A 23,978-nucleotide genomic window follows, 5' to 3' on the forward strand; every position below is an offset into this window, starting at 1 on the left:
TTTAACATTGATGTGGTTTGTAGGTTCTTGTTTTACTACGTAAAACCGGCCAGCTAAAGCGGCCTCTACCGCTCGCTTAAGCTCTGTTTTAACAAGCTAAGTTGTGCGGCGCTGGGTCTTTGCTGCTGTTGTAATTCCTGCAATATAACGTGTGCTTGGGCGGCAAGCTCAGTGAGTGCGTGCCGTTCTGCACGTTGGGCAAGTGTCGCCATCAGCTGTTGGGCATCTGGCCAGTTTTTTGCGGCCATAAGCGCGGTTAACTGCCAGACCGCATCTTGTTGTTGAGCTAAAAATTCTGCGCGCGCGGCGGGACTAACACTCGCTTGTTCGGCTTGCACCTTTTCAGCTTGAGAGGTGGCGGGCAGAGCCAGCTGTTTAGCGGTTTTCTGCACGCTTTTTTGCCCTGTTCGCTGGGTTTGCTGCTGCGCTATTTGCTCGACTAAAGCCTGATACAGCGCAAAGCGATCCACGGGTTTGGTGACATAGCAGTTCATGCCGGCACTGAGGCTAATTTCACGGTCTCCGCGCATGGCACTGGCGGTTAAGGCAATGATGGGAATATCGTGCTGGGTGTTGAGTTTGCGAATTTGGCGGGTGGCTTCAATGCCATCGAGAATTGGCATTTGTAAATCCATTAAAATGGCATCAAATGATTGCCGGCTCATCAGCTCTACCGCTTGGCGACCATTGTCGGCAATCGTGGTCGACACGCCCACTTGATTTAAAAACTCCACGATTAATTGCTGGTTCATCCGGTTGTCTTCGGCCAACAAAATTTGTTTGCCCAGTAATTGGCGACGATAATCCGACAATTGATACTGATTAATGGCGAGTGGCTCCAGTCGCCCACTGCTCTCTGGCGCCAGCACGCGGCTCACACTTAAGCGTAAACTTTGCTCGGTAATGGGTTTGGCTAAATAGTGCGTAAGACCCAAAGCCCGCATTCTGTCTGCCACTTTATCTTGGCCAAAGGCGCTCATCACCACCACCGCAATGTGCACAAGGTGCTCATGGCTGCGCATAAAGCGCGCTAAATCTAGGCCATCGTCTTGCACAAGGCAGCAGTCAATCAGTGCCAAGCTCAATTGCTCACCCTGCTTTTGCAATAACTCTTTGGCCGCACTCACACTATTAGCCCTATAAACAATCAAGCCTAACTGGCGCAGTAACTGGCTGGTGACCTCAAGCACCAGCGCATTATCGTCCACCAACAGCACTTTTTTACCTTGATAAGCGGCCACCGGCGCCAACGCTTTATGCTCGGCAATCTGCAACGGCAGGCTAACGGTAAAGGTTGAACCTCGCCCTGGTCGGCTATCAACGGTAATGGTGCCCTGCATCAGCTGCACTAAATGGTAGCTAATGCTTAACCCCAAACCGGTGCCGCCATACTTACGCGTGGTACTGGCATCCACTTGGGTAAAGGCATCAAATAATCGCGCCAGCTGATCTGGAATAATGCCGATACCGGTATCTTTAACGGCAAAACATAATCGGGGCTCGGGGCTTTCATCCAGACTAATGCTGATCACCACCTCACCGCGCTCGGTAAACTTAATCGCGTTGTTAACCAAGTTGATCAGTACTTGGCCAAGGCGCAGCGGATCACCGCGCAGCCAGTTGGGGACATTGGCGGCTTTATCAATGATCACTTCTAACTGCTTATGCTCAGATAAGTCGGCAAATAAACTGGAGAGTTTTTCGAGCTGTTCATTTAAATCAAACGCTATGTCTTCCAGCTCTAACTTGCCCGCTTCTACCTTGGTTAAATCTAAAATATCGTTGATTAACAGCAATAAGTTATCGGAAGATTGACTGATTTTTTTTAAATATTGCTGTTGAGTTAAGGCCAAGGGCGTTTGTTGCAGCAAAGACGCAAAGCCAATAATGGCATTCATGGGGGTGCGTATCTCATGACTCATATTGGCTAAAAAGTCTGTTTTAGCCCGTGCCAGCTCAAGAGAGACTTGGCTCACTTTGCGCAACTCTTTGTTCTGTAACGCCAACACCCCCAACCCAAGGCTAAAACTAACCAGTAGCCACAGCAGTAAGGCTAACTGCATGTTTTGTAAATGCTGTTCAGACGCTTGCTGCCACTGGACTTTATAGTGCAGTAACACGTCTTTATTATCGGTGAGTAAGGCGTAGCGCTGCTGCACCAAAGGGGTGAGGCTTTGACGATATTGTTGATAGTAATCAAACACTTCTTGATTAAAGGTTTGCACTTCGGTATGCCAGCGGCTGGCATCATCATCCAGCGCGTATAAATACTGCAAATTGGGCGCATTGAGGTACAAACGGCTGCGCATGAGCAAGATAGAATAATAACTGTCGTCTTTGTCCACCACAGCCCGTACTCGTTCGGAAAAGGCGTTGAGCGCATAGCGACTGTGCATATCCGCGTCTTGTAGCGCCTGTAACTGTTGCTGATAGTTAACGAGCGTGGTTAACACGTCATCAAGCCCAACAAAAGGGGGGCGTCTGTTTTCAATAAACGTTATAAACTGGTGATTGATTCGAGATAACTCGTTTATTTTTTTATTGAGCAATAAGTCTTGGTCCGCGTTGATCACCACTTTGCGCTGCATATCATGTAAGGCGGACACCACCGGCTCTATGCGCTGCTCTAACTGCAGGTAATGCCGATGCTGCCAGTATTGATTGCCTGCATAGCCGAGCAACAATAACGACATCATGAGCGCATATCCCAGCACGGCGATGCGCGAAAAGTGAGAAAAACTTCGTTTTGCTACCGTCATCATCTTTTGTACCCTAGGTCTAGTGGTATACTTATATTCTTCGATAAAACAATAATATAACGAGATAACCTAATGTCCGTAGACGTTCCACAGCAAACCCTGACGGTAAAGGCCAAATGGGCCATTTTAATTGCCGACATTCTGCTATTTGTCATCCTGCTGAATACCCTGCCGTTTGATGAAGGCGTGACTAAGGGCTTAAGCCTGCTGATTTTTATTGCCGTGCTGTGGTTGACCGAAGCACTGCATATTACCATTACTGCGCTCTTGGTGCCGCTGTTAGCCGCGGGCTTGGGTATTTTAACGACCAATGACGCCTTGAGTAATTTTTCTAACTCCATTATTTTTCTGTTTTTGGGGGGCTTTGCGCTGGCCGCCGCCTTGCACAGTCAGCAATTAGACCGCTTGATTGCCAGCCGGATTTTGTATCTGGCTAAAGGTCGCTTGAGTGTGGCGGTGTTGCTGCTGTTCTTTACCTCGGCCTTTTTATCCATGTGGATCAGTAACACTGCTACCACCGCCATGATGCTGCCGTTGGCCTTAGGCTTATTAGCGTGCTTGGACGCCGAGCGCCATTATCGCACTTATGTATTCGTGCTGCTGGGCGTGGCATACAGCGCCAGCATCGGCGGTATCGCCACCTTAGTGGGTAGCCCGCCTAATGCCATTGCCGCCGCCGAAGTGGGTTTGAGCTTTAACGAATGGATGGCACTGGGCTTGCCGGTCACCTTGATACTGCTGCCCATCGCCATCGCTATTTTATATGCCTTGTTCCGCCCGCAATTAAATGAGCGCATTGAGCTGGCCGCCGAGCAGATTGTCTGGACCGGACAACGCAAAGTCACCTTAGGTATTTTTGCCATTACGGTATTTTTATGGGTATTTTCCAGCCCCATTTCTGCGGCGTTGGGCAACCTAAGTTCGTTTGACACCATAGTGGCGCTGCTGGCCATCGCCTTAATTGGCATTACCCGCGTGGCCGATTGGAAACACATTGAAAAACACACCGACTGGGGCGTGCTGCTGTTGTTTGGTGGCGGTTTAACCTTAAGCCATGTACTCAAAGAAACCGGCACCAGTTTATTTTTGGCGAGCTTTTTAGCGGATATGCTGGGCACGGCGAACCCGTTTGTGATCTTATTGGTGATCACCGCCTTTGTGGTGTTTTTAACTGAGCTGGCTTCTAATACCGCCAGCGCCGCCCTGCTGATCCCGGTGTTTGTGGCGGTGTCAGAAGGCTTAGGCTTGTCGCCGGTGATGGTGGCATCTGTGATTGCGGTGTCCGCTTCCTGTGCCTTTATGCTGCCGGTGGCCACCCCACCTAATGCCATCGTATTTGGCTCTGGGTTTATTCAACAGAAACAAATGATGCGTGCCGGTATCGTACTCAATTTGGCCTGTATTGGCGTGCTCTCGGCTTATTTTTATGCCTTTGGCTAACGCAGGTCAGCACACTGCTCACTGAGCAGTAGTCCGCTGTAACAGCGATGAAAACAGGGCTTAACCCAATAATTTTTTGCAACGGAATCCACAGAAGAACACGGAAAAATAATGATAAGATCTGAAAGTAACGCTTTTGGATAATGGCCAAACACAAGTGCATCATAGAGCAGCCCTCACCCATTAAAGGCTTTTGTGGTTCCACGCCTGTTATACCGTTTTACTTAAGAAATCCGATAGCCGCTTATCCAGCGGCTATTTTTATGGGCCTTTTTGGCGCGCTAAGCAGCTTCACACTCAATTTATGGCACAGTGGCGCGCACTGCCTTACCAGTAAAGCGTGCTGACAAAAGGTGTTTAATACGATGTTTATGCTAAAAACCAAAAAACCACACATCAACTACTAATTAGCAGCCTGCTAGCATAAAACTCTAGCCACACCACAAAAACCAGCCCTAGGCACCAGCTGAGCTTGCTTATGCCATTGACCACTTGGCCTTAACGCACTGGCCGCACCAGTGGATAGATTGATTTTGGTGCTGGGGCTCCTTATTCTGCGCGCCACTTATCTATCCTTAGCGGTAAAGACCAATCAAGGAGTTATTATGAAACGAGAACAATGGGGCTCGCGCACCGGGTTTATCCTCGCCGCCGTGGGTTCGGCCGTGGGCTTGGGTAATATCTGGCGCTTCCCTTATATGGCGTACGAAAATGGCGGGGGGGCGTTTTTTATCCCTTATCTGTTTGCCATGCTCACGGCGGGCATTCCGTTTATGATTTTGGAGTTTACCCTCGGGCATAAATATCGCTCGGGTGCCCCCAAAACCCTGCGCGCCCTCAACAATAAGTTTGAATGGTTGGGTTGGTTTCAGGTAATGATCTCGGCCATGATCGCTTTCTACTACGTAGTGGTGATTGCCTGGGCCATTTCTTATGCTTATTTTGCCTTTACTCAAGCGTGGGGCGAAGACAGCAATGCCTTCTTCTTTGGTGAGTTTTTAGGTGTCGCAGACGACAGCGCGCCCTCAAACTTAGGTAGCTTGCAATGGCATTTGTTACTGCCCTTGTGCTTGGCGTGGGCCGCTACCTACTTTGCGACTTACCGTGGCGTTAAAGGCGGCATCGAAAGAATTAATAAAATATTAATGCCGCTGCTATTTGTGATGGTGTTATTACTGATCGGTCGCATTATCTTTTTACCGGGCGCGCTGGATGGCATTAACTGGCTGTTAGAGCCGGACTTTAGCAAGATCTGGGATCTTAAAGTGTGGTCCGCCGCTTACGGGCAAATCTTTTTCACGCTCAGCGTGGGTTTTGCCATCATGCTGTCTTATGCCAGCTATTTACCTGAAAAGTCTGATATCAATAATAACGCCTTTATGACGGTATTGATGAACTGCGGCTTTTCTATGCTGGCCGGTATCATGATTTTTGGCGCTTTGGGCTATATGGCCCAAGCCCAAGGTAAAGACCTCACCGACGTGGTCAGCTCTGGCGTAGGCTTGGCGTTTGTCACCCTGCCCACCGCCATTAACTTGCTGCCCGCACCTGGTATCATGGGCCCCTTGTTCTTCTGTGCCTTAATGTTTGCCGGTATTAGCTCGCATATCTCTATTGCTGAAGCCGTGACCACGGGGTTAATGGATAAATTAGGTTGGAGCCGCCCTAAAACCGCCACCGTATTTTGTTCGGTGGGCTTAGTGGTCAGCTCGCTCTACATCACCCAAGGCGGCATCTTGCTGCTCGACTTGGTGGATTACTTCATCAATAACATCGCCTTGCTCAGCTCTTGTTTGGTGGAGTTACTGCTGGTGGGCTGGCTGTGCCGCTTATCTGACTTTAAAGAACATGCCAATCGCTTGTCGGAATTTAGCATCGGCCTGTGGTGGACAGTGTGCATTAAGTTTGTCTCTGTTGGCATCTTGCTGATCATCTTGTCGAACAACATCAAAACCGCCTTTAGCGAAAACTACGGCGGCTATTCAAACTTTGAAGTGAATACGTTGGGCTGGGGCGTGTTGGCCTTGATGCTGGTATTGGCAGTGGTCATTAACCTTAACAGTAAGCAGGAGGTGCGCTCATGAGCACAGGCGCCATTATCATGTTAATCATAGGTTTAGGGATTACTTGGGGCGGTGCCGCCTTATGTATCCGCTTGGCCATGAAAGCTAACAAGCGCTAACCAAAGTAAAGCTTATCAAGTGTCGTACGCGGCAGTAACGACGGTCAACTCCTTTGAGTTGACCGTTTTTTTATGTCAAATAGCACAGTGCAACTGTTTTTTGTGCCACGTGTTTTAGGTGAAAGGTATTGAGCTACGGTGTGGTGTTTTTGGTTTAAATATTAAATCTCAAAAACAGCCAGCTACGCTGGCCCGCCGAAGTCCTCTTTACCAAAGAGACGGGCGGCTACAAGGGCGATATCTTTTGTAGTGTGGCCGTCTCTACAGCGAAGAGGACTTCGCCACTGTTTTGCTGTTGTGTTCGGCTATAAAACCCTACAAGGGACATTTGGTTTTGTAGGGCCCAATTTATTCGGGCCGATTTTGCTTTAGGTTTGGATCTAAGGCCATCCAGCTACGCTGGCCCCGCGAAGTCCTCTTTACCAAAGAGACGGCGGGCTACAAGGGCAAACATGGCCGGCTACACATCAAAGGCCTTTGCTCTTCTCGCTCCTGAGTCACGGCGCTGATCGACGCGTTAGCCTTATGTTATGATGTGCCAATTTTAAGAAGTGAGTAGTAATCATGGATTGGGATCCCGATGTGTTCCAGCGTAATGCCCTGCTCGCACAACTAGCGGGCTTAATTGATATTGACCATCAGCAATGGCCGACGGTTGCCGAGCTCAATGTGCACTTAAACCCGTCATTATCCGGTGAGCCCTTGCCGGTGCGCTTTATTAATGACGCAGAATTTAATGCGCTTAATTGCTACTACGAACAATCAGTGGCGCAAGGCTTAGTGCCCACTCGCGAGCAAAACTGGCATGATCTTTTTGGCGCGCTGATCTGGGCTTTATTCCCGCAAACCAAAGCCTTACTCAGCCGTTTGCACATGGACGACATTAGCGCTTTAGGCTTAAAACGCACGCCAAGGCGGGATCGCATTACCCATTTTGATGAATGTGGTTTGGTGTTAGCGGTCACCGATAAAGACGAAGTACAAGCGCTATTAAAACAACATGCTTGGCAGACGCTATTTATAGAACAACGCGCCCGCTTTGGCCGCCAGTGGCAGCCGTTTATTTTTGGTCACGCCTTATACGAACAGGCCTTGGCACCCTTTATTGGCTTAACGGCCAAATGCGTGCTGATTGAGGTGGAGCCAAGCTTTTTTACGCTGACTCGCGCCGAGCAATATGCCCGCCTCGACCCACAGTTGGCCATTGAGCTTGAGCGCTCGGCCTTGTTTGACCAGCCGAGATCCTTACTGCCGCTGCCATTACTGGGCATTCCCGGTTGGTGGCCCGCAAACGAGGATCCAGCTTTTTATCAAAATCAGGATTACTTTCGTCCGCGTCGTAACAGATGATTTATGCGGATTTTTTTCTTACACTGCCCGCTTCATTATTAAAAGGAATCTGCTGTGTCTGTGGCTGACCCCGTTTATGACCTCACGTTTAAACGTCATTATTTGCACCCAAAATACTGGCTCACTTGGCTGGCCATCGCCGCATTATGGCTGTTGGCGTGGCTACCAGTGCGCGCACGCGATGCCTTTGCCGGTGCCTTTACGCCGTTACTGATGCGTTTGGCCAAAAAGCCCTGCTATATTGCCCGCACTAATATTAAGCTGTGCTTTCCTGAGCTTAACGCGCAGCAAGTGGATGACATCTTGGCCCATTCTATTCGCGCCGGCTTGATGACCTTTATCAGTTACGGTGAGTGGACGGCCCGCAGTAAAGACTATTTGCAAAGCCGGTTTGTGGTGCAAGGCCAAGAGCACCTTGATGCCTGCTTGGCGAATGACGAAAAAATCATTTTTATGATCCCCCACACTTGGGCCATAGATGCGGGCGGTTTGTATTTAACCTCTTTAGGTTTACCCATGTGCACCATGATGCACAGCGCAAAAAATCAGGTATTTGACTGGTTTATCAACCGCCAGCGCGCCCGTTTTAATGGCATCGTTTACGAGCGCGATGCGGGCATTAAAGCGGTGATAAAAACCATTCGCTCTGGCAAACATTTCTTTTATTTGCCCGACCAAGACCATGGCCGAGAAGCCAGCTTGTTTGTGCCCTTTTTTGCCGAGCTTAAAGCTACGCTGCCCGCACTGCCTAAGCTAGTAAAGCTCACCGGCGCTAAAGTAATACCGGTGCTCAGCGTGTATAACACCAAACTGCATCGTTATGAGCTGATCATGCGCCCCGCCATGGCGCCCTATCCCACCGCTGATTTAGCCGCCGATACCCGCGCCATGAACGCCGAAATTGAAGCGCTGTTAATCGAGTGGCCCGAGCAATACATGTGGTTTTTAAAGTATTTTCAAACGCAAGTCGATACCGATGATGGCCGTTATGAAGCCGGTATTCGCGCCATTAGAAAGCGTTAATGGCGATGCTCGAATATCTGTTATGGGTGGCGCTCGGCCTATTTGTACTGTGGTTAGTGGGCCGTATCGACGATTGGTTGATAGCCAGAGAACAGCGCTAAGCACGTAGAGGCCGCTTTAGCTGGCCGGCTTTGCGCAGCAAAGCTAGAAACAACAACGCCGAGTCTAAGACTCGGCGTTTTTTTGTTTAGTGTCTGACTATGTTTTAGCCCGGGAACAACAAAAACTTGGCGCCAACAAGAATTAAGAAAACAGCAAAGCCACGTTTAAGCGCCACGGCAGAGAGTTTGTGTGCCCAAGTCGCGCCTAAGCGGGCAAAGGGCATACTGGCCAAGCTCACGCCGATTAAGGCCGGTAAATACACATAACCCCACGCTTCGGCCGGCAAGCCTTCATGAGCCAACCCGTGAACCACATAACTGAGTGCACCCACTAAGGCGATTGGGAAACCGCACACTGCAGACACGGCCACCGCGCGCTGCATGGGCACCGAGCACCAGGTTAAAAACGGCACCGTGAGCGATCCACCACCAATACCAAAGATACCAGACGCCCAGCCAATAATGCCGCCCACCGCCACTTGAACCGGCTTACCCGGCAGTTGTGCCCCGCTTTTAGGTGCTAAGCCAAACAGCATTTGTGCCGCCATTAACCAAGCAAACAAGCCAATCAAGCGTTGCAATAACGGCCCAGATAGTTTGTCAGCCGTATAGCCGCCGAGCCAAGCCCCTATCACAATGCCCACTGAGATCATGGCAGCTAAGCGCCAGTCAACGGCCCTGCGGCCATGATGGGTATGAATAGCGCTGAGCGAGGTAAACATAATGGTGGCCAGGGAGGTGCCCACCGCCATGTGCGTCACCAAGTCACCGCCTATGCCTTGCAACTTGAAGCTGATAATAAGTACCGGCACAATAATTAAGCCGCCGCCCACCCCAAATAAGCCCGCCAAGGTGCCGGCAAAAGCACCTAAGGCCAAATACATTAACCAAGTCATGATTGATTCCTAACGGATTATTTTTAATAAGTATGATGTCAAATAAGTCCGCCATTATGCCTGTAATACTGACCGATAAAAACAACTCAGAACCAAGCTCAGTGCAAAACCGTGCCTCATGCTCTCTATCTACGATATGGCCACCTACAAAAGACGGTGATCCTGTAGCCCGCCGTCTCTTTGATAAAGAGGACTTTAGCGGGCCAGCGTAGCTGGATGGTTTTACAAATTTACGCCTACGGCGTATGCGAGAACAAGTGTTCGCCTACGAAACCAAACCAAAATGTCCCTTGTAGCCGCCAATTTATTCGGCGGGACAGCGTAGCTGGCGGGTTTTAAAACAACACCGAGCCGAAGTCCTCTTTACCGAAGAGACGGGCTCCTACAAAACCAAAATCAAATGCCCTTGTAGCCCGCAACTTGTTCGCGGGGCCAGCGTAGCTGGATGGTTTTACAAATTTACGCCTACGGCGTAATGCGAGAACAAGTGTTCGCCTACGAAACCAAACCAAAATGTCCCTTGTAGCCGCCCGTCTCTTTGGTAAAGAGGACTTCGGCGGGACAGCGTAACTGGCGGGTTTTAAAACTCGCAGGCCTGAAGCAAAACCCAGACCGGGGCGAAGTCCTCTTCGCCGATGCTGCACTGGTACTAGATTTGAGTTTTGGCACCTAGGCTGATGACCACGCGGCGGTTGGTATCACGGCCATCCGCACTTCTGTTATCTGAAATCGGGCGGCGCTCGCCGTGCCCTTCAAGGCTGATACTGCCTTCTGGCAAGCCCAGCTCTAAAAAGTAGGCTTTAATGGCTTTGGCTCTTTTTTGGGACAGTTCTTTATTGTGGTAAGCGGTGCCAAAGCTATCGGTATAGGTATTAATTTCTACCTTATCGATATTAGGATCGGCCTTCACGTATTCGGCAATCATGGCTAAGCGCTTGCTGGAGTGCTCAGTCAGCATATCGGCGTTATTTACATAATTGAGCACACTAAAGGCGATGTCTTCGAAACTGTAAGGCAGCAAACTGGCCTGACAATCTAAGAAAGCCGCATAGCGAGCCCGAAAATTCACCGACGATAACCCCACGCTGGTGAGCTGGCCTTTGCGATACCAATCATCAAAATAAAAGGTCGGCCAACGCCCTTGGCTCAGCTCTTCCAGCATCACCCAAGCCGCCTGCTGCTCAACCATGGCATCAAACTGCTGATAAAAGGTCACTCGTGTCAGATGATGAGCGCCACGGCCAGGCTGCCACTGCGGTGACTGACTGACGAGCGAAGCGGTTTGGGTGCGCGGCTGGGCACGCAGCGGGCTAAGGGCGAACACCAAGTTAATATTTTTACCCGCCTCACTGATAAAGGCGCCGGTGCCAAAGCTGGGAATCGGGTGCTCTAAGCGGCACTCAATGGCCGAGTCTGCAGTGAGCCGCCATAAAGACTGCTCTAAATTAGCGATATAGGCGCGGGGCTGTGCCCAAGCGGTAGTGCACAGGGTCAGCCCTGCTAATAAAAATATGATGCGCACGCCAGCTCTCCTATAAATCGATAATATTAATATCGGCTCAGGGTGTTTATTCTTTAGGGATTTATTGGGAGGTTTTTGTGGTGTCACCTGACACATAGCAGCAAAGATGCTGCTAAGCGATATTGTGCCGCCGCTTAAGGCAGTAACCATAAAAGAAGCGTACTCGGCGCTATGCTCTTCTCTAGTGGAAATTAAAAGCAAACACGATCAGTAAAGCGATGGCGTCGTGATGAACGACACGACTTGGTATAACAAGGGGGATTGAATGGGGCTAGAGTTCTCTGCGACTCGGTGCGCCGCACCTGTTTGCGAAAGGATGTGTGCCTGACCACTGCGGATCGTTTGCCGTGGCCAGGCATCTTGGTTAACCGACGTTAAATGCCCAGATTAATTTTCCTGATTAGCAAACCTCGGTAAGGCAATGCCGAAGCGGTTGCCAATGGGTGTGAAAGCCTGCGCCAGTCTCTCATCAACGGTATTGCGAATTTGCTCTCCTAGTTGCGGAGCAAACTTGTTACTGGGCTTGCCAACGCGCGGGAATGCCATACCGATACGACCAACAAGAGGCGTATCTGCCGATGAACCACCCACATGCACTTCATATCGGCCCGTCGCCGAGGCCCATTCACCATCCGCCCACTTAGTCAGATCGTTCGGATTATCCGGCACGAAGTAAGAGAATGGATGGTTAGAGGCGCCAGCGTCTATCTGGACCGAGACCCGAGCACTCGCGCCCGGTTCGAGATAGACTTTATCGAAGCCGACCAGACGTTTAGAAGGCTGCTCAGCCTGCCGAGGTAGCTTCAGATAGACCTGTGTGGCCTCAGCACCGGCAACGGCTCCCGTATTGGTGACTGTGTACTCCACAGTTAGCACAGGCACCAGACCTTTAAGCATTGGAATAGTACGGTTAGGAACCAGATTTGTCGGCAGTCCTGCTAAACCCAGAATAGGCATTTGAGTAAATTCACGGCGGAACTCCCTGTTGAGCCGCAAGTTGCTGTACTCGAAGGTAGTGTAAGACAAACCGTGTCCGAACGGGAATACCGGCGTTACACCGTTGGCCTCATACCAGCGATAGCCCATCTGCAGATTCTCGGTATAGTTACTGATCAACTGGTCTTCATTCAAGTCCTCCCAATCACCGACGTCTATACCAGGAAAACCGGGGCCGCCGGGCTGACCGGTATCTTCACGCAGACCCGGATACTGTGCCTCGGTGGTAAAGGCCGCCTCACTATTACTGGTAGGGAAGGTCACCGGCAGCTTGCCCGACGGGTTGAGTTCACCGAACAGGATGTCGGCCATAATGGCGCCGTCTTCCTGCCCGGGGAACCAAGCGGCGATCAGGGCGCCAACATCATCCAACCAGGGATCCATCAAGATACCGGCACCGCTGTAGAGCACCACGGCGGTCTTGTTACCGTAACCGGCATTAACCATGGCCTGAACCAGATCATCCTGGTACACGCAGTTTTCAGATAGTCCGGGCACGCCCGGCGGGCAATACACTTCTTCTGCGTTGGTACAGAGATTCGCGTAGCTGGGTTTTTTATCAAACAGGCAGAGATCGGGCAGGCGCAGGCTCAGTAAATCCCGGCTCTCCCGTGGGGTGGAACCCACCATCAAGATAACGACGTCGGCATTTTCTGCCAGCTCAACCGCTGCCGCAATGTCAGTACCGTCGTTATATGCCACGTTGTCGGCAAATTCCTCCAGACCTTGCTGAGGGGTCACGGTGAACTCTGGTGGTGCCACCACAGTGGCCAGTTCTTTCGGGTCGCCGTTACGCGGCGCTATGCTCGCGGAGCCCGCGAACCAGGGATGGCCGATCAGGGCGATCGACTGGACGTTGGAGCCCAACGGCAGCAAGTTTCCCTCGTTCTTGAGCAGCGTAATGCCGCCTTCAGCCAAGGCTCGCGCTTTTTGGGCGTTTACGGCTCGATCTATGCTGGGATCGGTATCGATATTGATGATAGTGTCGAAGGGGTCGGCAAATTGGCCGAATTCGTACATCTTGATGTAGCGGGGTCTGAGCACGGCATCAATATCTGCTTCCGTGATGTCGCCGTTGTTGATGGCAGCCATGATCTTGCCTGCGGTGTAGTACTTGGGCTGAAAGTCGAGTTCCCAACCTACACCCGCGAGCAGGGCATCCACTGTACTGTGCATCGCCCGGCGGTCGCTCTCGATCCAGCCATCAAAGCCCCAGCGCTCACGCAGGGTCTTTACCAGTACATCTTGGCTGTCGCAGATATAGGCGGTGTCATTCAGGTAGGGAAAGGCACACATGATGGAAGCAGCACGCCCATCCTTGACCGCCATTTCAAAGGGCAGCAGATACAGCTCGTGCATCGCCCGGCTGGGAATGCGCACCCCTGCGGTCCAGCGCTCGCGCTGGAATTCGTGCTCGTTACCTACGAAGTGTTTTATCTGAGCCTGTACGCCCTGAGACTGAATGCCCCGCACCTGGGCGGCGCCCATCATACCTGCCAGATAGGGATCCTCGCTTGGGTATTCCTGGGCGCGCCCGGCATAGGGCGTACGGATAAGATTCAGCGCCGGACCCAGCAACACCTGGCTGGCCATGGCAAAGGACTCGACTCCCACCACCTCACCCCAGCCCTCGACTAGGGCTGGGTCGAAGCTGGCGGCGGCCAGAGTCATGGAGGGACCAGCGGTCATAACGGGTTCGGGGGTACAGGAGCCGCCGCGAATACCGTTACCGCCGTTGATTTCGCGAATGGTGGGAATATCCAGATCGGGTATGCCTGGAATGCTGCGCCCCACGAACGAGAAGCCGCACTCCTTAAGTCCACCGCCTTCGGCACGGTATAAACCTGTGGGCAGGTCCGACACGTTAGGCTGGTTACCGATCTGCTGGATTTTCTGTTCGAGCGTCATCTTGCCAAGCAAGACATCGGCGGCGATCTCGTTCGGGCTGGGGCCTCCCTCCTGAGCGACCAGCGCTACAGGCAGCACGACTGCCACGAGCGCCGCTATTAATGTGTGGTGGTTCATCACGATCTCCTATCTACCTATTTAGTAGGCTTCGGATAACCTCCTTGTCTATCTCTCGGATCAGTTTGAACATGTGGCACATCAAACCTGACGTGCCAGCTTGCGACGGCATCAACAAAATAATTTGTAATACAGTCACTTGCATGTTGAAACTTAAGTTACTCCCGAGATCTCGTCAATGACACAAAGCGTAAAAATGCCTCTTTTTTGTCCCTTATTTGGTACCTTATCTTTGTTCGTACATGAGGCGATTTCTGAACAACCTAACTTCTAACTTCTCACGCTCCTATGCTCGCAAGGAGTAGGTGCATGAGCAGAACAAGTATTATGAAGGGGAGATATTCTTGACGGAATCGGCGTTAAAGCAACGCCGACACATTCCACTCCCCCTCTAGCACATAGCTTTATAAAAATAGACCACGGTAGTTAGATTAAGCAACTAATAACAATTATCACGGATTCATCTTTAACCAAAAAACAATAGAAACACAGTTAGTTAAGCATACTCTGATGTATTGATGCCATATAATTCAATTGGTTAATTTAATATTAGAAACAAAATGGAATAACATTAATTTTTATCGAACTAAATATACTATAAATATTTTTATTCTCTGGCCATTCTACAAACAAATATCGGCTCCATCCTGACCCAGCGCTGCCAGAGCAGTACCCGAATGCCGCCTATAGCATCTCCTCATCAGGCCACGCCAATCGTTTTAACCTCAGATCTGGATCTCTGATAATTTCCCCAACTTCAGATTTATTAGCATATTTTTTGGCTTTGTTTTCAGCTTGATTATGCTAACTGATTCTAATGGGCCCTTTCTATGTGATTTTCCGCATTTGAATTAATATTAAATACACACAAATAAACTCACCACACCCGCCTATTAACAATCGGTAAAAACGGCCCTATTTTTAAATAATCCATACCGATTAATAAAGCATTAACACTAATACAAAACTCAAATGAGCATCTAGCACAATAAAAAACACCTTAATTACCCCCTCTTAATTGGCCCATTATTTTATTTTTTAAAGCACATCACAGAAAAGTTGGCTTCGATAACAGGGTGAACTCTGACTACTTTGCTAACTTTGAGGTTGTTTAAAGTCGTCTATGCTTATTTAACCGTTATCCAGAGTAAATCATCGGCGATGATGCCAAACACTAAGTAATGCTGCGGAACTAACGTGGATTTTGTCGTTACAGGCTCTTAAAGATTCAAGACTCCTTCGCCACTGTCTTAGCGCTGGGTTTTGATCTTGTAGGTGCAAATTTATTCAGCACGGTTTGGAATTTGGCTTTAGGTTTAGCTCTAAAACTAACCAGCTACGCTGGCCCGGCGAAGAGAGCTTCGCCGCAGTTTGGAGCTGGCTATCCACAGCAGTTATACCGGACTGCTTAAGTAACCAATAGAAGACAGGGGCCAAAAAGACAGCAACCGTTTTCGACCATGTGCTACTCGGCATCCCGTCGGCGCTCTGAGGTGCCGTATCAAGATCGGTGATTTAATTTGTACTTTCAGGGGAATGATATGGACACAGAGCAGCTGGCGGTGACCGATCTGATGCCACTGGGACAGGCGCTTATCCGGGCTGGACACATCAGCGAAAAAGACTGGCTGCGGGTGGAGCGGATGCAACACCATCAGCCCACCGCCACGCCGCTGATATCCTTGCTGCTCAACTTAGGGTTAGTGTCAGAGCGGGACTTGGCTAGCTGCATAGCAACCATCACCGGCCTGCCCCTAAGCCAGAGTAATGAATATCCGCTGTCGACACCGATTGACACTCCTTTGTCCTACCGCTTTTTAAAAGAATACCAACTGGTACCCTTGCGCCAAGAGCAAAATACCCTGGTGGTAGCCATCGCCAATCCCCAGCACGAGTTTGCCGTCAAGGCTATGACCATGGTCTGCCACCAACCGCTCAGGCTGCAGGTCGGGATCCGCTCGGAGATAGCTGCGGCGATCGAGAAATTATACGGCGCGGGCCAGAGCCAAATGGGCGATATTATGTCGTCGGTGGATCAGCCGGAAGATACCGAAGAAAACATAGAACAGCTAAAAGACATGGCCAGCGAGGCGCCGGTCATTCGCTTGGTCAATCTGATCATCCAGAAGGCGGTGGAACTGCGAGCTTCTGATATTCATGTGGAACCTTTCGAGAGTCGCCTTAACATTCGTTACCGCATCGACGGCGTTATGCAGGAGGCGGAAGCCCCGCCGGTTAATATGACGCCGGCCATCATTTCTCGCATCAAGATTATGGCGCGGTTGAACATCGCCGAGCGCCGCTTGCCTCAGGACGGCCGTATCGAATTAAAGGTACAAGGGCAGGATCTCGACGTCCGGGTCTCTACCGTGCCCACCATGCATGGTGAAAGCTTGGTGATGCGCTTGTTGAACCGAGAAAACGTGGTGCTGGACTTCAATGCTCTGGGCTTTGCCGCCGACACTCAGCTCCGGCTGCAACAGGTGCTCAAAATCCCCCACGGCATGCTGATGGTCACCGGCCCCACCGGTAGCGGTAAGACCACCACGCTCTACACGGCACTGAATCAGCTTAATACCATAGCGCGCAAGCTGATCACGGTGGAAGATCCGGTTGAATACCAGCTGGAAGGCATCAACCAGATCCATGTTAAACCCAGTATCGGGCTGACCTTCGCCAGCGCCCTGCGTTCCATCGTCCGCCAAGATCCCGACGTGATCATGGTGGGTGAGATGCGCGACCTGGAAACCGCCCGCATCTGCATACAGTCGGCGCTGACCGGCCACTTGGTGCTGTCGACCCTGCACACCAATGATGCCGCCAGTAGCGTCACCCGGCTGCTGGAAATGGGGGTAGAAGACTATCTGCTCACTTCGACTCTCAACGGGGTGATTGGCCAGCGCCTAGTACGGGTACTCTGCCCCCACTGTAAAGAAGAATACAGCCCGCTGCCGGAGCTGGTTCGCGAACTCGGGCTCCCCCTCACTCCAGAAGGAACCATTCGGCTATTTAGGCCCATCGGCTGCAGCCACTGCGCCGGGACTGGCTATCACGGCCGGCTGGCCATTCAGGAGCTGCTCACCATGAACGATGAACTTCGCCGCCTGATACTTCAACATGCTGATGCCGGCCAGATCCAAAAAGCCGCCATCAACAACGGCATGCGCACCATGTATGCGGACGGCATTCAAAAAGCACTGGCCGGGCTGACCCATATAGAAGAAGTGCTCCGCGTCACTCAGGAGTCCTGAGATGGCACTCTATCACTTTAAAGCGGTTAATCAGCAGGGCGAAATCCAGGAAGGCCGGCTAGAAGGCACCGATCAGCAAGCCATCCTGCTCCAGCTGCAACACAGAGGCTTAATCCCCATGCTGGTGGAGCCAATAGACCCACATAAACCCCTGTCTTTGAGCCTGAGTTTGACCGGAAAAACCGTAAATGAGCGCCAAATCCAGGTGCTGACTCAGGATCTCGCCGCCCTGTTGAAAGCGGGTGTTGCCCTAGAGCGCGCCTTTAGCATCATGATGCAGGTGCGCAGCAACCCCGCCGATAACAAGCTGCTCGGGCAGCTTCAAGAAGGGGTACGCCGCGGTCAGCCCTTGTCTATGGTGCTGGCCGAACAGGGCACCGCTTTCTCCCATTTTTATCTCAACATGGTCAAGGCCGCCGAGATTGCCGGTAATCTGGAGCAAGGCTTGGCCGATCTCTCCGTGTATATGGAACGTAGCCGTCAGCTCAAAGAAAAGGCGCTGTCGGCCCTGCTCTACCCCGCCATACTGCTGCTGGTGTCGGCGGCCTCCTTACTGATCATCCTGACCTATGTGATCCCCCAATTTCAGCAACTGTTTGCCGATATGGGCCAGCAGCTACCGCTGGCAACCCGCATCGTGATCGGCACCGCCGAATTTATCAAAGGCAAGGGGCTGTGGTTGTTGCTCGTGGTGCTGCTGATGCTGATTTATGGCCAGCGCCAGCTACGAAAGCCCGAAATACGGCTGCACTGGGACAGCTTTCTACTTCGGCTGCCGCTGGTGGGCGAATTGCTAAAACGGCTAGAGGTGGCTCGTTTCAGCCGTAGCCTGGGCACGTTGATGAAAGGCGGGGTACCTTTGCTAAATGCCCTGCATATTGCCAAAGACACCCTGACCAACAGCCGCATGGCCCAAACTCTGGATGCGGCGGCAGACAGCCTAAAGGCCGGTAAGCGTCTGGCGGAACCGCTGCTGGCCTCGGGCGTCTTTCCTCCGCTGGCGATACAAATGATTCAGGTGGGGGAAGAAACAGGACAACTGGAAGAGATGCTGCTCAAGGTGGCGGATCGCTACGATCAAGAGGTGGAAACGGCCATTCAGCGTCTGCTGACCGTATTGGAGCCGCTGCTGATTGTCGGCCTAGGGCTTATTATCGCTGGCATTATCATTTCTATTCTGGTCGCCATCCTGAATATCAACGAACTGCCTGTATAGGGAGATAGCAATGCGTAACAGAACCCGACCATCCATCACTGGCTTTACCCTCCTGGAACTGCTGGTAGTCTTGGTTATCCTTGGCCTGCTGGCCAGCCTAGTCGGCCCTCAGGTACTGAAACAACTGAGTGGATCCAAGACCAAAACCGCCAGCCTGCAGATAAAAGAGCTCAGCTCGGCGCTGGATCTGTTTCGGCTGGAAGTCGGCCGTTATCCCACCGCATCCGAAGGACTGACCGCCCTGCTCAGTGAGCCCGGCGATGTTCGGGGCTGGAACGGGCCCTATCTGACCAAACGGACGATTCCTGCGGATCCTTGGGGTAACGCTTACCAGTATCGTTATCCAGGCCAACAAGGGGAGTTTGACCTGTTCAGTCTGGGATCAGACAACCAGGAAGGCGGTGAAGGCGAGGCCCGAGATGTGGGTAGTTGGGAATAACCCATGACACGCGGTTTCACGCTTTTGGAGCTAGTCGTGGTCATGGTGATCGCCATGCTGGCATTGTCGATAGTCGCGCCCAAGTTCGCGGCGCTGTTGCCCGGCGTGACCTTGAAAACCTACAGCCAGCAAACGGCCTCCCTGCTCAGAATGGCACGCAGTGAGGCCATCGCCCAGGCTCAAGCAACAGAGCTGGTATTTGATGGCCAAGCACGGCAAACCCGTATCTTGGGTGCTGAGCAAACTTATGCTTGGCCGAAAAATATCCAACTGCTGTTCACGGCACAAAACGGGATCCAGGCCAACTCCCCGCAGCCGCGACTGATCTTTTATCCGGATGGCAGCGCCAGTGGCGGTCTGGTTACGCTCTCGTCTTCATCGGGACAATACCGAATCGAGGTCAACTGGCTGACTGGGAGTGTACGTACCCTTGAATAAGACACACGGTTTTTCTCTGCTGGAAGTGCTAGTGGCGTTCGCCATATTGACCGTCACCTTAGGGGTCTTGCTTAATATTTTTTCACTCACCATTCGCACCACACAGTCGGCGCAGGAACAGCAGCGGGCGCTGCTGTTGGCAGAATCAAAAATGGTCACGCTGGCAGCCGGCACGTTCCTGCGACTAGGGCAGGAACAAGGCCGTTTTGATAACAAATACTGGTGGCAAACTAGAATAGAAACATTCGATGTGCACTGGATGACAACTCAAGCATCGCCGCTGGTTCCTTATCGACTGTCCGTGACGGTAGGTTGGGGCCAGCAGCAGCTTAGCCTGACCAGCCTGCGCCTAGTCAGGGAAGAGGGCCTATGACATCGTCAACCAAGGGCTTTACCCTGCTGGAGATGATGATCGCTCTGGTATTGATGAGCCTGTTGTCCGGTTTGATATTCGGCGGTTTGCGCCTGGCCAGTCGGGCTTGGGAAACCGTCAATGCCCATGGCGCGCTAACCAGTGAAATGGGCCAGACCTATCATGCGCTGCGCAATCTGCTAGAGCAGGCCGAATCGCTGGACTTGTGGGATCCGGCAGAAAATTACCTGCTGTCATTCCAGGGCACCGAAACTGAGCTGTTCTTCCTCGCGCCATTGCCGCTACCACTGCGATCTTCCGCCGCCGTGGTAGGGCATACTTGGTTTTATCTGGTGTTGGATGAGACCGACCCAAACCAGCCTCGGTTACAGCTAAAAGCCCAGCCTTTTATCGAGAATGAAGCGGACTTCAGCGTGAATTGGCAGCAGCTCAAGGGCGATTTCCAGACCCCTGGCCGAGTTGCACCGCTGCTGGAGATGAGCGCCGACAGCCTGACGATATCCTATCAGCCCCGAGAAAAAGACCACCCACCCAGCTGGCAAGCTCAATGGCTGAATGAAAACCAGCTGCCAGAGTTAATCCGCATCCAAGTGGGCAACAGCCAACAGCAACAGGACTGGCCGCCCTTGGTTGTCACACCTCGGAAAAACAGCTATGACATCAAAGAAACCTTCTGATCTGCAACGGGGGATTGCCCTGCTCAGTGTACTCTGGGTATTAATGCTGCTGACCGTGATCGCCAGCAGCTTGGCGCTGACCAGCCGCAGCCTGGGCCAGCAGACCCGTAATATCACCAATGCACAACAGGCTCGGCTAGCGGCAGAAGCCGGCATACAATTGGCGCTGTTCAATCTAAGCATGGCGCCCGAACAAAGAGCTTGGCTGGCCGATGGCAGCCCCTATCACTTCCTGCTGGATGACACCCAGATTTGGGTGGCCACCTTCAACGATAGTGGCCGTATCGATGTCAATGGGGCCGACCAAGCTCTGCTGGCCCGCTTGTTCAGGGCCGCCGAGGTAGAAGATGACCTAGCGGCCGAGCTGGTGGATGCCATTCTCGACTGGCGGGATAACGACGACCTAACACGCCTGAATGGCGCCGAATACGATGACTATATCGGTGCCGGTCGAGAACAGGGCCCGGCCAATGCCCCTTTTACAACAGTTGCAGAGCTGCAGCTGGTATTGGGCATGACCGCTGAGATTTATCGGCGCATCCGCCATGCCCTGACCACCCATAACCCTGAGAACGACATCAATCCCCAGTTCGCGCCACGCCTAGTATTACTGTCCTTGCCCAATGTCGATGAAACTCGAGTTTCCCAGTTTATTGAAGACAGGCGCAGCCATCAAAAAAATGGTTTGCCGCCCCCTGATCCCGACCTGCTTTCTGGCCAACCCTCGTCGCGCAGGCGCCTCGGAGTCAACTACACTATTCACACGGAAGCCCGCATCGGTACAGGACATCGCCACCGCTTGACTGCCACCCTGCGCTGGCAACGCGGACGGCCTGATATACAACGCATAACACAGGAACATCTGCCGCTATTTACCGAGCCTGAATTGTAACGGAGACGCCCTATGAGTGGAGGTAAGTTGAGCTATGCACTGGAACAATGGCGCCATGATCTGTTGCAACTGCTGAGTAAATTCTGGCAGTGGTGGACATGCCAGTTGCTGACGCTGCTCCCCTCCTCGTTACAACACGCGCTGCATGGAAAGAAACAAACGCTGACGCTCGCTCTCGATGAGGGGCGTTATCAATTGTTATTGCAGCCACAAAACGAACAGCTGGAATTAGATGCAGAGCCAACCGAAGCGCAGCTGCAAGCGCTGACTAGGCTACAGGGAAAAGCCGCCCACTTTCAGCTTTGTCTACCCGACACCGACTTACTCCATACTCGCATCACTCTGCCTGCGGCGACCGCCGACAAGCTACACAATGTACTCACCTTTGAAATGGACAAACATACCCCCTTTCAAGCCCAAGAGGTCTATTTCGGTTACCGCATTGTGGAACAACATAAACGCGCTCAAACTATTTTGGTAGAACTGCTGCTGACCACAAAAACACAACTCGACCCTGTTTTATCTGAACTTGATGCGCTTGATTTACGCCCGGCCCGCGTGGTCAGTCGCACTTTGCCCACCACACTCGCCATTCCCTTAACCACGCCGGAAAATACGTCCAGCAGACGAACACGAAACATTAGGCAGCTCCGTCGTCTGCTGATCTTGATAATAGGGGTGCTGCTAATTGCGCTGCCCCTCTATCGGCAACAAGCCAGGATAACGGCCCTGAAAACCGAACTGACCGAGCCTAAAATCGAAGCCGAAAAGGCCGCCCAGCTGAAACGTCAGTTAAAGGCACTGCAAGAAGACAAGCAATTTTTGCTGAATGCCAAAGCCACCCGACCTGCTGTGCTACCCATGCTGGATGAACTGACCCAGCTATTGCCGGACCATACTTGGTTAGATCGCCTTGAACTTCAGCAAGATAGAGTCCAGATCAAAGGAGAGTCGGCCAGAGCCTCTGAACTAATCGGCCTGCTCGAAGGCTCAGCGCTGTTTTTTGATGTGCGTTTTATTGCCCCTATCACCCGTAATACCAGCACTAATAAGGAAAGATTTGTACTTCAAGCCCGCTTTGGCAGCGGGGAGCCTTTATGATACTCAGCGACCAACAGCAAAAAATTACCGCCGTGGTGCTGCTGGTGGCCGCCCTGCTACTAGTGGTCGGCTTGCTTATCGCGCCTTTGCTCCAGCTATTTATCCATCAGCGCCAGACCCTGACCCAACTGGAAAGCCAGTTGCTGCATTATCGGCGCATATACGACGAACTGCCGCAAACCAAGCTCCAAATCCAATCCCTGCAACAACAAAACCCCGACTCGGCGCTTTATGTTCCAGAAACCAGTTTCTCACTGGCGTCAGCCTGGCTACAGCAATATATCAGCACCCTGGTTGGCCGCCATGATATCCAGCTGGTCAGCATTCAGAACCAGCAGCTCAATGAGCAAACGCCTTTGCTCGGCATCGTACTGGGGGTGCATTTAAAAGGACAACTAGCACAACTGGTACCGCTGTTTCATCAAGTGGAGTCAAGTAAGCCTATACTGTTTATTGACGACTTGGTGATCACCGCCAATGCTAGGCCCAATCGACCCAGCCGTCGACGTCAGAACCCCAGATTGCCGCAGCAGGCCGCTCTCGATATTCGTTTCAATCTGATCGGTTACAGTATCGGGGAGCAACCATGAATCATGTGCTATTACGCGGGATATTGGCCACCGCCACGATCCTGTCCATGCTCCTCCAGTTCGCACAGGGTCAGCTCGATGGCGAGTCCCCCCGCCAAGTCTACCCCGGGCTTGATCATTTTCAGGCAATCACCCAGCGGCCCCTGTTCGAAGAAAGTCGTCGCCCTCTGCAACGCGATGAGACTCCAACAGCAACCGGCACCACGGCACAAGCGCTACGGGCAGCATGGCGACTGACCGGTGTGGTATGGGAGGGGGAGCAGCAGCTGGCGCTGTTCAGTGAACGTCAGGGAGAAGGCCGGCGGCGGCTGAAGACAGGTTTGTATCTGGACAGGGGCTGGCAGTTGGAAGAAATACAGGCTGAGGCCGTGATCCTGAGTGATGGCAGCCAACAATTGGTACTGGAGCTCAGGGAGCCCAGACCGCAGGGAACAGAACCAGAAGCATCCAGATCGAATACAGGTTCGTTGCCAACGGACCAACAAGCAGGGCAAGCAAACGCCGAGATCCAATAACCTAGCTACGATAACCTAGGCCCTATAACAGGTATCAAGGATGATAATAGGATCACTATGACAACTTTATATCAATCAAGATGGCTGTGCCCCCTACTCTGCTGTGTGTTGCTGTTTGGCTGCAGTACTCCGACCGGCGACAGAGCCACGCTGGACAAACCCTGGGGAAAACCCCAGGTCACCAGCAGCGTA

Annotated in this window: 19 protein-coding genes; 15 read left to right on the forward strand and 4 right to left on the reverse strand. The window is 52.0% G+C overall.

Annotated features, from left to right (window positions below; genetic code table 11):
• Positions 1–65: 65 nt before the first annotated feature.
• The gene (locus tag R0134_RS08105; RefSeq protein WP_319781360.1) at positions 66–2,762 is read right to left on the reverse strand and encodes a response regulator; all 2,697 of its coding nucleotides are present in this window, start codon (positions 2,760–2,762) and stop codon (positions 66–68) included.
• A 69-nt stretch (positions 2,763–2,831) separates the two neighbouring features.
• On the opposite strand from R0134_RS08105, the gene R0134_RS08110 reads away from it, so the two are divergent.
• The 5 genes from R0134_RS08110 (at position 2,832) to lpxM (ending at position 8,754) form a co-directional block, all read left to right on the forward strand.
• The gene (locus R0134_RS08110) at positions 2,832–4,199 is read left to right on the forward strand and encodes a DASS family sodium-coupled anion symporter (RefSeq protein ID WP_319781361.1); all 1,368 of its coding nucleotides are present in this window, start codon (positions 2,832–2,834) and stop codon (positions 4,197–4,199) included.
• Between the two features lie 605 nt (positions 4,200–4,804).
• A complete protein-coding gene (locus R0134_RS08115; RefSeq protein WP_319781362.1) occupies positions 4,805–6,283 on the forward strand; it encodes a sodium-dependent transporter in 1,479 nt (492 codons plus the stop codon).
• Positions 6,280–6,381, forward strand: coding sequence for a MetS family NSS transporter small subunit (locus tag R0134_RS08120; protein ID WP_319781363.1), 102 nt, complete (start codon positions 6,280–6,282; stop codon positions 6,379–6,381). The genes R0134_RS08115 and R0134_RS08120 overlap by 4 nt, the downstream gene beginning before the upstream one ends.
• A 564-nt stretch (positions 6,382–6,945) precedes the next feature.
• Positions 6,946–7,731 (forward strand): DUF3025 domain-containing protein, encoded by a 786-nt coding sequence (locus tag R0134_RS08125; RefSeq protein WP_319781364.1) that lies wholly within the window; start codon positions 6,946–6,948, stop codon positions 7,729–7,731.
• Positions 7,732–7,785: 54 nt separating this feature from the next.
• On the forward strand, positions 7,786–8,754 hold the full coding sequence (gene lpxM / locus R0134_RS08130) for a lauroyl-Kdo(2)-lipid IV(A) myristoyltransferase (RefSeq protein ID WP_319781365.1): 969 nt from the start codon (positions 7,786–7,788) through the stop codon (positions 8,752–8,754).
• Between the two features lie 205 nt (positions 8,755–8,959).
• Here the strand turns inward: lpxM and R0134_RS08135 are convergent, their stop codons facing one another.
• The 3 genes from R0134_RS08135 to R0134_RS08145 all read right to left on the reverse strand — a co-directional run bounded on the left by R0134_RS08135 (position 8,960) and on the right by R0134_RS08145 (position 14,294).
• Positions 8,960–9,751: a sulfite exporter TauE/SafE family protein gene (locus R0134_RS08135; RefSeq protein WP_319781366.1), complete on the reverse strand. Its 792-nt coding sequence runs from the start codon at positions 9,749–9,751 to the stop codon at positions 8,960–8,962.
• A 649-nt stretch (positions 9,752–10,400) separates the two neighbouring features.
• Entirely contained in the window at positions 10,401–11,273 is an 873-nt protein-coding gene (locus R0134_RS08140; RefSeq protein ID WP_319781368.1) for a flagellar protein MotY, read from the reverse strand.
• Positions 11,274–11,660: 387 nt separating this feature from the next.
• Entirely contained in the window at positions 11,661–14,294 is a 2,634-nt protein-coding gene (locus R0134_RS08145) for a beta-glucosidase family protein (RefSeq protein ID WP_319781370.1), read from the reverse strand.
• 1,520 nt (positions 14,295–15,814) lie between these two features.
• Between R0134_RS08145 and gspE the strand changes: the two genes are divergently transcribed.
• Genes gspE through R0134_RS08195 form a run of 10 tightly spaced genes read left to right on the forward strand, consistent with a single transcriptional unit; the run spans position 15,815 to position 23,786 of the window.
• Positions 15,815–17,545: a type II secretion system ATPase GspE gene (gspE, locus tag R0134_RS08150; protein ID WP_319781371.1), complete on the forward strand. Its 1,731-nt coding sequence runs from the start codon at positions 15,815–15,817 to the stop codon at positions 17,543–17,545.
• Position 17,546: 1 nt separating this feature from the next.
• The gene (locus R0134_RS08155; protein WP_319781372.1) at positions 17,547–18,761 is read left to right on the forward strand and encodes a type II secretion system F family protein; all 1,215 of its coding nucleotides are present in this window, start codon (positions 17,547–17,549) and stop codon (positions 18,759–18,761) included.
• Between the two features lie 10 nt (positions 18,762–18,771).
• Positions 18,772–19,200, forward strand: coding sequence for a type II secretion system major pseudopilin GspG (gspG, locus tag R0134_RS08160; protein WP_319781373.1), 429 nt, complete (start codon positions 18,772–18,774; stop codon positions 19,198–19,200).
• Between the two features lie 3 nt (positions 19,201–19,203).
• Positions 19,204–19,638, forward strand: coding sequence for a GspH/FimT family pseudopilin (locus tag R0134_RS08165; RefSeq protein ID WP_319781375.1), 435 nt, complete (start codon positions 19,204–19,206; stop codon positions 19,636–19,638).
• Positions 19,631–20,011 (forward strand): prepilin-type N-terminal cleavage/methylation domain-containing protein, encoded by a 381-nt coding sequence (locus R0134_RS08170; RefSeq protein ID WP_319781377.1) that lies wholly within the window; start codon positions 19,631–19,633, stop codon positions 20,009–20,011. The genes R0134_RS08165 and R0134_RS08170 overlap by 8 nt, the downstream gene beginning before the upstream one ends.
• Positions 20,008–20,688 carry a prepilin-type N-terminal cleavage/methylation domain-containing protein gene (locus tag R0134_RS08175; RefSeq protein ID WP_319781378.1) on the forward strand — a complete coding sequence of 227 codons (681 nt, stop codon included), beginning with the start codon at positions 20,008–20,010 and terminating at the stop codon, positions 20,686–20,688. Before R0134_RS08170 ends, R0134_RS08175 begins: the two co-directional genes overlap by 4 nt.
• Positions 20,666–21,580 (forward strand): type II secretion system protein GspK, encoded by a 915-nt coding sequence (locus R0134_RS08180; RefSeq protein WP_319781379.1) that lies wholly within the window; start codon positions 20,666–20,668, stop codon positions 21,578–21,580. The genes R0134_RS08175 and R0134_RS08180 overlap by 23 nt, the downstream gene beginning before the upstream one ends.
• Positions 21,581–21,592: 12 nt before the next feature.
• Complete coding sequence (locus tag R0134_RS08185) at positions 21,593–22,681, forward strand: PilN domain-containing protein (RefSeq protein WP_319781380.1); 1,089 nt, start codon at positions 21,593–21,595, stop codon at positions 22,679–22,681.
• Entirely contained in the window at positions 22,678–23,271 is a 594-nt protein-coding gene (gspM, locus tag R0134_RS08190) for a type II secretion system protein GspM (protein WP_319781381.1), read from the forward strand. The genes R0134_RS08185 and gspM overlap by 4 nt, the downstream gene beginning before the upstream one ends.
• Positions 23,268–23,786: a hypothetical protein gene (locus tag R0134_RS08195; RefSeq protein WP_319781383.1), complete on the forward strand. Its 519-nt coding sequence runs from the start codon at positions 23,268–23,270 to the stop codon at positions 23,784–23,786. The genes gspM and R0134_RS08195 overlap by 4 nt, the downstream gene beginning before the upstream one ends.
• Positions 23,787–23,978 lie beyond the last annotated feature (192 nt).

Source organism: Oceanisphaera sp. IT1-181, from assembly GCF_033807535.1.
Taxonomy (GTDB): domain Bacteria; phylum Pseudomonadota; class Gammaproteobacteria; order Enterobacterales; family Aeromonadaceae; genus Oceanimonas.

Excerpts from the sequence above, each read along its gene's own strand:
- gspM (WP_319781381.1), top strand. The coding sequence starts at position 22,678 with ATGATACTCAGCGACCAACAGCAAAAAATTACCGCCGTGGTGCTGCTG.
- R0134_RS08120 (WP_319781363.1), top strand. The coding sequence starts at position 6,280 with ATGAGCACAGGCGCCATTATCATGTTAATCATAGGTTTAGGGATTACT.
- R0134_RS08125 (WP_319781364.1), top strand. The coding sequence starts at position 6,946 with ATGGATTGGGATCCCGATGTGTTCCAGCGTAATGCCCTGCTCGCACAA.
- R0134_RS08175 (WP_319781378.1), top strand. The coding sequence starts at position 20,008 with ATGACATCGTCAACCAAGGGCTTTACCCTGCTGGAGATGATGATCGCT.
- R0134_RS08185 (WP_319781380.1), top strand. The coding sequence starts at position 21,593 with ATGAGTGGAGGTAAGTTGAGCTATGCACTGGAACAATGGCGCCATGAT.
- R0134_RS08180 (WP_319781379.1), top strand. The coding sequence starts at position 20,666 with ATGACATCAAAGAAACCTTCTGATCTGCAACGGGGGATTGCCCTGCTC.
- R0134_RS08115 (WP_319781362.1), top strand. The coding sequence starts at position 4,805 with ATGAAACGAGAACAATGGGGCTCGCGCACCGGGTTTATCCTCGCCGCC.
- gspG (WP_319781373.1), top strand. The coding sequence starts at position 18,772 with ATGCGTAACAGAACCCGACCATCCATCACTGGCTTTACCCTCCTGGAA.
- R0134_RS08135 (WP_319781366.1), bottom strand. The coding sequence starts at position 9,751 with ATGACTTGGTTAATGTATTTGGCCTTAGGTGCTTTTGCCGGCACCTTG.
- R0134_RS08195 (WP_319781383.1), top strand. The coding sequence starts at position 23,268 with ATGAATCATGTGCTATTACGCGGGATATTGGCCACCGCCACGATCCTG.
- R0134_RS08155 (WP_319781372.1), top strand. The coding sequence starts at position 17,547 with ATGGCACTCTATCACTTTAAAGCGGTTAATCAGCAGGGCGAAATCCAG.
- R0134_RS08105 (WP_319781360.1), bottom strand. The coding sequence starts at position 2,762 with ATGATGACGGTAGCAAAACGAAGTTTTTCTCACTTTTCGCGCATCGCC.
- R0134_RS08145 (WP_319781370.1), bottom strand. The coding sequence starts at position 14,294 with ATGAACCACCACACATTAATAGCGGCGCTCGTGGCAGTCGTGCTGCCT.
- R0134_RS08110 (WP_319781361.1), top strand. The coding sequence starts at position 2,832 with ATGTCCGTAGACGTTCCACAGCAAACCCTGACGGTAAAGGCCAAATGG.
- R0134_RS08165 (WP_319781375.1), top strand. The coding sequence starts at position 19,204 with ATGACACGCGGTTTCACGCTTTTGGAGCTAGTCGTGGTCATGGTGATC.